Source organism: Streptomyces sp. NPDC093149 (assembly GCF_044754145.1).
In the GTDB taxonomy this organism is placed as follows: Bacteria; Actinomycetota; Actinomycetes; order Streptomycetales; family Streptomycetaceae; genus Streptomyces.
Genome location: NZ_JBIVON010000005.1, coordinates 594186 through 602187, shown reverse-complemented (window position 1 = coordinate 602187; position 8002 = coordinate 594186). Strand labels below are relative to the sequence as shown.

The window sequence follows — 8002 nt, the reverse complement described above, 5'->3', positions numbered from 1 at the left end:
CTTCCTTTGTACTCACCCGCAGAACACTCTCTGGGGCTTTCCTCCGGGCTTTTCCCTTCGGTCTTGCGTTTCCGACTCTATCAGACTCTTTCGTGTCCGATTCCCGGTCGAAGCGGGGCTGCTTTCCAGTTCCACGCTTTCGCGTTTCCCTTTCCAGCGAGTCCGACTCTATCAGATCCTTTCGAGCCTGATTCCCAGTCAGCGGGGCTTGTCTTCCGGGCCGTTGGGCCGTTCCGACGTCCAAACTCTAGCGGATTTTCCCGGCGACTCATAATCGAGTCTTCGAAATTAATTTCGGCATGCCGAAATTGTCCCGAGTGGGAGATCGTGCTGAGTTTTGGTTGCCGCGTTCACGGCGGGATCGGTTGTCGCAGAACCGTTCCGGCTCCGTGACAACTCGAAGAACCTTACGGATCGCGGAGGGGCGTGTCAACCCGGGCAGGTCAAGTCGTTTTCCCGCGCGTCGGACAGGGTTTCAGTCCAGGTCGGTGAGACGTCCGCCGGCGTCCGGCTGGGCGTGCTCCACGCGGCGCAGGAGGCGGATCAGCATCTCTCCGAGGACCCCGCGCTCGTCGCTCGTGAGGTCCTGAAGCAGGTCCTCCTCGAAGGCGGTGGCCATGCGCATCGCCTCCAGCCACTTCGTGCGCCCCTCGTCGGTCAGCTCGACGATCACACGCACCCGGTTGCTCTCGTCCCGGTCACGGGTGACCAGGCCCTCGCCCGCCATGCGGTCGATGCGGTGCGTCATCGCCGCAGGGGTGAGACCGAGGCGCTTGGCCAGTTCCCCCGGCCCCAGGCGGTACGGGGAGCCGGCCAGGACCAGGGTCTTGAGGACCTCCCACTCGGCGTTGCTGATGCCGAGGGCGGCGACCTGGCGGCCGTACGCCACGTTCATCCGGCGATTCAGACGGCCCAGGGCCGAGACGACCTGCTCGACCTGGGGGTCCAGGTCACGGAACTCGCGCTGATAGGCGGCGATCTGCTCGTCGAGGCTCGGCTCCTGCGGGCCGGGCTGCTCGGTGGTGTCAGACATGGCGGGCAGTATCGCACGCCCCTCAAAGCCGTCGAAGTCCTTCAGGTTGAATTGTTGAGCTTCTAACTTTAGTGCTAAAGTCTTCGGGTTCGAGTCGTTCGGATGGCTCGGCAAGCAACTTCGAGACCTTGAGGTAGGTGAGTGTGACCAGGGAGATGGGTGCAGCACTGCGGCGGATCCAGCTGGGGAGCGCGCTGAGCGCGTTCGGGCTGGGGTTCACCGTTCCGTATCTGTACGTCTATGTGGCGCAGGTACGTGATCTTGGTGCTGGCACCGCGGGAGTCGTACTGGCGGTCTTCGCCATGGCGGCGCTGGCCGTCCTGCCGTTCACCGGGCGGGCCATCGACCGGCGCGGACCGCTGCCTGTGCTCGTCGTCGCCTCGGCCGTCGCTTCCCTGGGCGCCGTCGCCCTCGGCCTGTCATCGGGCGTGACCGCCTCCGTGCTGTCGGCCGCGGTCCTCGGCGCGGGTACCGCGGTCATGCAGCCGGCTCTCGCCACCATGCTCGTGTGGTGCTCCAGCACCGCCACCCGTACACGTGCCTTCGCCATGCAGTTCTTCCTGCAGAACCTCGGGCTCGGCATCGGCGGGCTGGTCGGTGGGCAGATCGTCGACACGAGCCGGCCGGAGACCTTCACTCTGCTGTTCCTGATCGAGGCCGCGATGTTCGTCGTGCTCGGTGTCATCGCCTCCACGGTGCGGCTGTCCCGTACGCCTTCCTTCTCCGAGGCCCGTCCCACCGACGGGTCCAAGGCGCCGGGCGGACTGCGGGCACTGCTCTCGCACCGGGCCATGGTGCAGCTGTGCGTGCTGGGCTTCGTGCTGTTCTTCGCCTGTTACGGACAGTTCGAGTCCGGGCTCGCGGCGTACGGCACCGAGGCCGCCGGGATCCAGCCGTCGACGCTCGGTATCGCGCTCGCCGCGAACACCGCCGTCATCGTCGTGGCCCAGTTCGTCGTGCTGCGCCTGGTGGAGCACCGCAAGCGCACCCGGGTCATTGCCTCGGTCGGTCTGATCTGGGCCTTCGCCTGGATCGTGGCGGGGTACGCGGGACTCGGGCACGGCAGCCAGACCATGGCGACGGCCGCGATGATCTCCACGTACGCGCTGTTCGGACTGGGTGAGTCGATGCTGTCGCCGACCGTGGCGCCGCTCGTCGCCGATCTGGCGCCGGAGTCGATGGTCGGGCAGTACAACTCCGCGTTCGCCCTGTGCAAGCAGCTCGCGCTGGCGGTCGGTCCGGCCGTGGGCGGGCCGATGGGGGCGACGCTGCACGGCCCGTACATCGTGACGTTCGTGCTGTTCTCGCTGGGCATCACGGTACTGGCGCTGCGGCTCGGCCGACGGCTCACCCCCGTACAGGATCAGCCCTCGGTCGAGGTCGTGCCGTCCAGGGTGGTGGCCGTGTCACTGCCGGACGCCGAGCCCGTGGCCGCCTCCGCCGTCACCCCCCGCTGACGCCGCGGGAGTGAACGGGGGAGGTGAGTAGGGGTCCTGTCGCGGCAGGTCCCCTACTGCGGCAGGGCGAATTCGCACCAGACCGCCTTGCCGCCGCCCGGTGTGCGGCGGCTGCCCCAGTGCGTGGCGATCGTCGCGACGATGGAGATGCCGCGGCCCGCCTCGTCCGCCGGATCGGCACGACGCAGACGGGGCAGGTGGTCGTCGGCGTCGGTCACCTCGATGATCAGGCGGCGGTCGGTACGACGCAGGCCCAGGCGCATCGGCGGGGTGCCGTGCTTGAGGGAGTTCGCGACGAGTTCGCCCGCGGCCAGCACGCCCAGGTCGCAGAGTTCGACCGGGAATCGCCACGACGTCAGGACGCCGGTCGCGAAGGCGCGGGCGCGCGGGGCCGCTTCGATCCCGCCGAGGAGATCGAGCGAGGCGTTGTGGAACAGCTCCGCGTCCGCCCCTGTACGGGCGGGATGCTGAACCACCAGCACCGCCACGTCGTCGTCGTGTTCCGCGGTGACGCCGAGGGAGCGGATCAGCCGGTCGCAGACCACCTGGGGTGAGCCCTTGGCACCGGAGAGGGCGCGCTCCAGGGCCGCGACGCCCTCGTCGATGTCCTCGCTGCGGCGCTCCACCAGGCCGTCCGTGTAGAGGACCGCGGTGGAGCCGGGCGGCAGCGCGATCGTGCCCGATGTGTGGATCCAGCCCCCTGTGCCGAGCGGCGGCCCGGTCGGGTCCTCGGCGCGGTGGACCGTACCGTCCTCGTGGCACACCAGGATCGGGAGATGCCCGGCGGAGGCGTAGACGAGCCGGCCCTCGTTCGGGTCGTGGACCGCGTAGGCGCAGGTGGCGATCTGACTCGCGTCGATCTCGGCGGCGAGACCGTCGAGGAGTTGGAGCACCTCGTGCGGCGGGAGGTCGAGGCGGGCGTAGGCGCGTACGGCCGTGCGGAGCTGGCCCATGACCGCGGCGGCTCGCACCCCCCGGCCCATCACGTCCCCGATGACCAGGGCGGTGCGGCCCGCGCCGAGAGTGATGACGTCGTACCAGTCACCGCCGACCGCCGCATCCGTGCCGCCGGGCTGATAGGTGGCGGCGATCCGGAGGTCGTCGGGCTGTTCCAGCTCCTGCGGCAGCAGGGAGCGCTGGAGGGTGACGGCCGTTTCGCGGTGGCGGCGCTCGCTGGCGCGGAGCCGTTCGGCAGCCTCGGCGTGGTCGGTGACATCGGCGGCGTACACGAGCACTCCGCTCTCGCTGCCCCTGTCCCTGTTTCTGTTCCTGCTGTTCTTGATGTCCTTGTTCTGCTTCTCGGCCCTGTCACCGTCGCTGTTGTAGCTGTTGGTCTCGCCCTCGCCGTGCGTGTACCTGTCCCTGTACACGGGGGTGCAGGTGACGGTGTACGAATTCCCGCTGCGGACCTTGCGGGACTTGACCGTGCGAGGGGTGCCGCTGCGCAGCACCTGGTCCATGAGCGGCAGCAGACTGAGTTCGGTGAGCTCGGGCATGGCCTCGGCCGCGGTGGCGCCGGCCGGGCGGGGTCCGAAGGCGGCGGCGTAGGCATCGTTGACGTAGGCGATCCGGTGATCGGGGCCGTACACCAGCGCCACAAGGGCGGGCAGCCGACCGAGGATGTCCCGGGCGGAGAGGTCCTCCAAGGCGGCAGGTCCGCGGTCCTCGGGCGGTTCATCGGGCGCGTCGACGCCGGTGTCCCCAGGCGTGTCGCTGCGTGTGTCGCCGCCCGGCGGGCAGGGTCCGGTCCCGGGTTGCGCGTACTCCGCGCGTGCCGGAGGCACGGAACTGCGGTCGTCCCGTGCGGCGGCGCGGCGCTGCGTTCCGGGTAGGCGGGCGCTCCAACGCGTGAAGTTCACGGAATTTCTGGCCTCGTGTGTCGGTCTGGTCCGCTCGGGCGGGCTGCTTCCTCTGCCGGCTCCACTACCGGATTTCTGTCGCCGGGGTCGGGGCCGGGTCTCATCGCCCTGCTCGTACGTCTGATGCGTCTGGAACGTCGGTGCTGTTCACTGTTGGTCACTGCCGGCCGGGTCACTCTGTGCAGATGTGGGCCCACCTATGGTCACACGTCCAGTGTGGCGGACCGTACTGACAGTGGTCGGTACGGTCGCGCCCCGGTGGGCGTCGAGGCGGTCCGACGGCCGGTCAGCCGCCGTTCCCCGGTGGGCCGTCGGGCCCCTGTGACTTGTCGGGTCTCTGCGGGTTCCCGGGGCCCGGTGGGCCGCCGGTGTTCGGCGGGCGGTCGGTGTTCGGTGGACGGTCGGTGTTCGGCGGGCCGCCGGGCCTGGTTCGTCCGCCACCTGCGGCGAGTTCGAATTCCGCGCGTGGGTGTTCCAGCGAACCGAGAGAGACGATCTCGCGTTTGAAGAGCCCGGCGAGAGTCCATTCGGCAAGGACACGGGCCTTGCGGTTGAACGTCGGGACACGGCTGAGGTGGTACGTACGGTGCATCAGCCAGGCCGGGTAGCCCTTGAGTTTGCGTCCGTAGACGTGGGCCACGCCCTTGTGGAGGCCGAGTGAGGCGACGGAGCCCGCGTAACTGTGCCGGTACTCCTTGAGGGGTTCGCCGCTGATCGACGCGAGGACGTTCTCGGCGAGGACCTTGGCCTGACGCACGGCATGCTGCGCGTTGGGGGCGGTCTCCCGGCCGGTCTCCGCGGCGGTCAGGTCGGGAACGGCCGCGGCGTCGCCCGCGGCCCAGGCGTGCTCGACCCCTTCGACGGCTAGTTCCGCCGTGCATCGGAGCCTGCCGCGCTCGTTGAGCGGCAGGTCGGTGGCGGCGAGGACCGGTGCGGGTCTGACACCCGCGGTCCACACGAGCGTGCGGGTCGGGAAGCGGGAGCCGTCGCTCAGGACCGCGATCCGGTCCTCGCAGGACTCCAGCCTGGTGTCGAGGCGTACGTCGATGTTCCGGCCGCGCAGCTCGCGGATCGCGTAGCCGCCCATCGCCTCACCGACCTCGGGCAGGATGCGTCCGGACGCCTCGACGAGGATCCATTTCAGGTCCTCGGCCTTGATGTTGTGGTAGTACCGCGAGGTGTAACGGGCCATGTCCTCCAGCTCGGCGAGAGCCTCGACGCCTGCGTAGCCGCCGCCGACGAAGACGAAGGTGAGGGCGGCGTCGCGGATGGCCGGGTCGCGGGTGGCGGAGGCGATGTCCATCTGCTCGATGACGTGGTTGCGCAGCCCGATCGCCTCCTCGACGGTCTTGAAGCCGATGCCGTGCTCGGCGAGGCCGGGGACCGGGAGGGTGCGAGAGACGGAACCCGGTGCGAGGACGAGTTCGTCGTAGGAGATCTCGACCGCGCCGGTGCCGTCCTCCCCGGTGGCGAGGGTGGTGACGGTCGCCGTCCGCTTGGCGTGGTCGATGCGCTGGGCCTCACCGATCACGATCTTGCAGTCCGCCAGGACCCGGCGGAGCGGTACGACGACATGGCGCGGCGAGATCGAACCGGCCGCCGCTTCGGGCAGAAACGGCTGATACGTCATATAAGGCTCGGGGGTGACGACGACGATCTCGGCCTGACCGCCCCTGAGTCTCTGCTTCAGCTTCCGCTGGAGACGCAGCGCTGTGTACATCCCGACGTAGCCGCCGCCGACGACGAGAACGCGCACACCTGGCGGGGGGCCGGGGGGTGTTCCCCCGGAATCTGAAGCCATCACCACCCCATGACGCAACGTGCTCAAGGGTTTGTCCACAGCCCCGGCAAATTGTGTGACCGGAGGTTTCGGGCGGGGCGTCGTCGCTGATCCGCGCGGCGACACGCAAGCTACGCAGGTCAGGGGTTGGAATGGGGGTGGTGGGCCGGGGGCGAATCAGTGACCAACCGGTCCTTGCTCCGATCGGGGGGCGCTCCGTGCGGAACTACCCCCTTCTGAATTGACCCGGGCTCAACTATGTTCGTATGTCGTCGGGGAGCCGGGTCGAGACCGTGATCCACTCTCCGGCTCAAACGGCGGGAAGTCTCCGGGGGGAGACGTCATAACCGGGGGAAATGTTATGCACATTCAGGATTCTCATTGGCAGACCACTGCTGACGTCACGTCCCATTCGTCCGACGGGATCGGGCGAAGCGGAGCTGTGGGAACGGCTGTGGGGACAGTGGACACGGTGGGTTCGGCAGGCGGGGCGGCCGGAGTGACCGGGGCGGTCGGTACGGTCGTGACCACTGGAACGAACGGCCGCTCGGCTCCGCTTCGCGTGGACGCGCAGCGGAATCTGGAGCATGTGCTGCGAGCCGCGCGCGAGGTTTTCGGCGAGCTGGGGTACGGGGCTCCGATGGAGGACGTGGCGCGCCGCGCCAGGGTCGGAGTCGGCACGGTGTACCGGCGGTTCCCGAGCAAGGACGTGCTGGTGCGGCGGATAGCCGAGGAGGAGACCTCCCGGCTGACCGACCAGGCGCGGGCCGCGCTGGGCCAGGAGGACGAGCCGTGGTCGGCGCTGTCGCGCTTCCTGCGGACGTCCGTGGCGTCGGGAGCGGGACGGTTGCTGCCGCCGCAGGTGCTGCGGGTCGGGGTCGATGTCGACGCCGATGACGATGCGGATGTCCAGGTCGCCGGCGACGTCGAGGGCTCGGCCGCCGCCGGGGAATCGGGGGCCGCAGCGGCTTCCGGACCGGACTCGGCCGGTGTGCGGAACGAGACGCGAGTACCTCAGCAGCGCCAGGGCGCGGACCAGGCCGGCCTCCGGCCGGTCGACGGGCGCCCCGGCTCCGCCGCGGAGATCGGCCCCGATGCCGACGACGCGGGAGCAGGCGAACTGCTGGAGGTCGTCGGCCGACTGGTGGACCGGGCGCGGGCAGCAGGTGAGCTGCGTCGCGATGTGACGGTGGCGGACGTGCTGCTGGTCATCGCGACAGCGGCGCCATCGCTGCCTGACCCGGCTCAGCAGGCCGCGGCTTCGAGCCGGCTGCTCGACATCCTTCTGGAGGGACTGCGTTCACGGCCCGTGGCGTGAACGGGGTGTGATCGCCGCCCGATGCGTGAGCGAGGGAGGCGGTCCCCCGGGCGGCTCGGATGCGTGGTCGGCACGAACGGGTCGGCCGAGTATGCGGCCGGGCGCCTCGGGTACGTAGCCGGCACGAACGAGTCGCCCAAGTGTGCGGCCGGGCGCCTCGGGTACGTAGCCGGCACGAACGAGTCGCCCAAGTGTGCGGCCGGGGTGAGTGGCTGACATGGCCCGTTTCGGAGGGTCCTGCTCAGCGGCTCGTTCCCGTTCGTCCGCTGCACGCATCGGGCTTCCGCGTCCGGCTCCCACCTCCAGGTTCCGAGCCCGGCTTCCCCGTACGGACGCCGTCCGAACTGGCCTTGATCGGTGTGCGTTCCGTGCTCTCGGCGTGGGGTGGGCACTCGGCAGGACCTCGCCGTGGAAGCTGCCCGCCCCTTCGTCCGCAGCCTCCACGTACAAAAGAAGCGCGAAGACCCTTCCCCGAATGAGTGGCTGCTAGTGCTCACATTCGAGAAAACGCCCCGGATGAGTGGTTGCTGGGGCTGAGTCGTCGGCGTGATTGCG

The 8002-nt window shown here is 69.4% G+C and carries 5 protein-coding genes; 2 read left to right on the top strand and 3 right to left on the bottom strand.

The window, feature by feature from the left end; all coding sequences use genetic code 11:
• Positions 1 to 475: 475 nt before the first annotated feature.
• Positions 476 to 1033 carry a MarR family transcriptional regulator gene (locus ACIQCZ_RS19225; protein ID WP_351076944.1) on the bottom strand — a complete coding sequence of 186 codons (558 nt, stop codon included), beginning with the start codon at positions 1031 to 1033 and terminating at the stop codon, positions 476 to 478.
• Positions 1034 to 1188: 155 nt separating this feature from the next.
• Between ACIQCZ_RS19225 and ACIQCZ_RS19220 the strand changes: the two genes are divergently transcribed.
• A complete protein-coding gene (locus ACIQCZ_RS19220) occupies positions 1189 to 2490 on the top strand; it encodes an MFS transporter (protein ID WP_402283584.1) in 1302 nt (433 codons plus the stop codon).
• Positions 2491 to 2543: 53 nt separating this feature from the next.
• Here ACIQCZ_RS19220 and ACIQCZ_RS19215 read toward each other — a convergent pair whose 3' ends face one another.
• Together ACIQCZ_RS19215 and ACIQCZ_RS19210 are read right to left on the bottom strand one after the other, a co-directional pair.
• Complete coding sequence (locus tag ACIQCZ_RS19215) at positions 2544 to 4349, bottom strand: SpoIIE family protein phosphatase (RefSeq protein WP_402283533.1); 1806 nt, start codon at positions 4347 to 4349, stop codon at positions 2544 to 2546.
• 286 nt (positions 4350 to 4635) lie between these two features.
• Positions 4636 to 6150 (bottom strand): NAD(P)/FAD-dependent oxidoreductase, encoded by a 1515-nt coding sequence (locus tag ACIQCZ_RS19210; protein WP_402283531.1) that lies wholly within the window; start codon positions 6148 to 6150, stop codon positions 4636 to 4638.
• 340 nt (positions 6151 to 6490) lie between these two features.
• Here ACIQCZ_RS19210 and ACIQCZ_RS19205 point away from each other — a divergent pair, with 340 nt between their 5' ends.
• Complete coding sequence (locus ACIQCZ_RS19205; protein ID WP_402283530.1) at positions 6491 to 7447, top strand: TetR/AcrR family transcriptional regulator; 957 nt, start codon at positions 6491 to 6493, stop codon at positions 7445 to 7447.
• Positions 7448 to 8002: the final 555 nt, after the last annotated feature.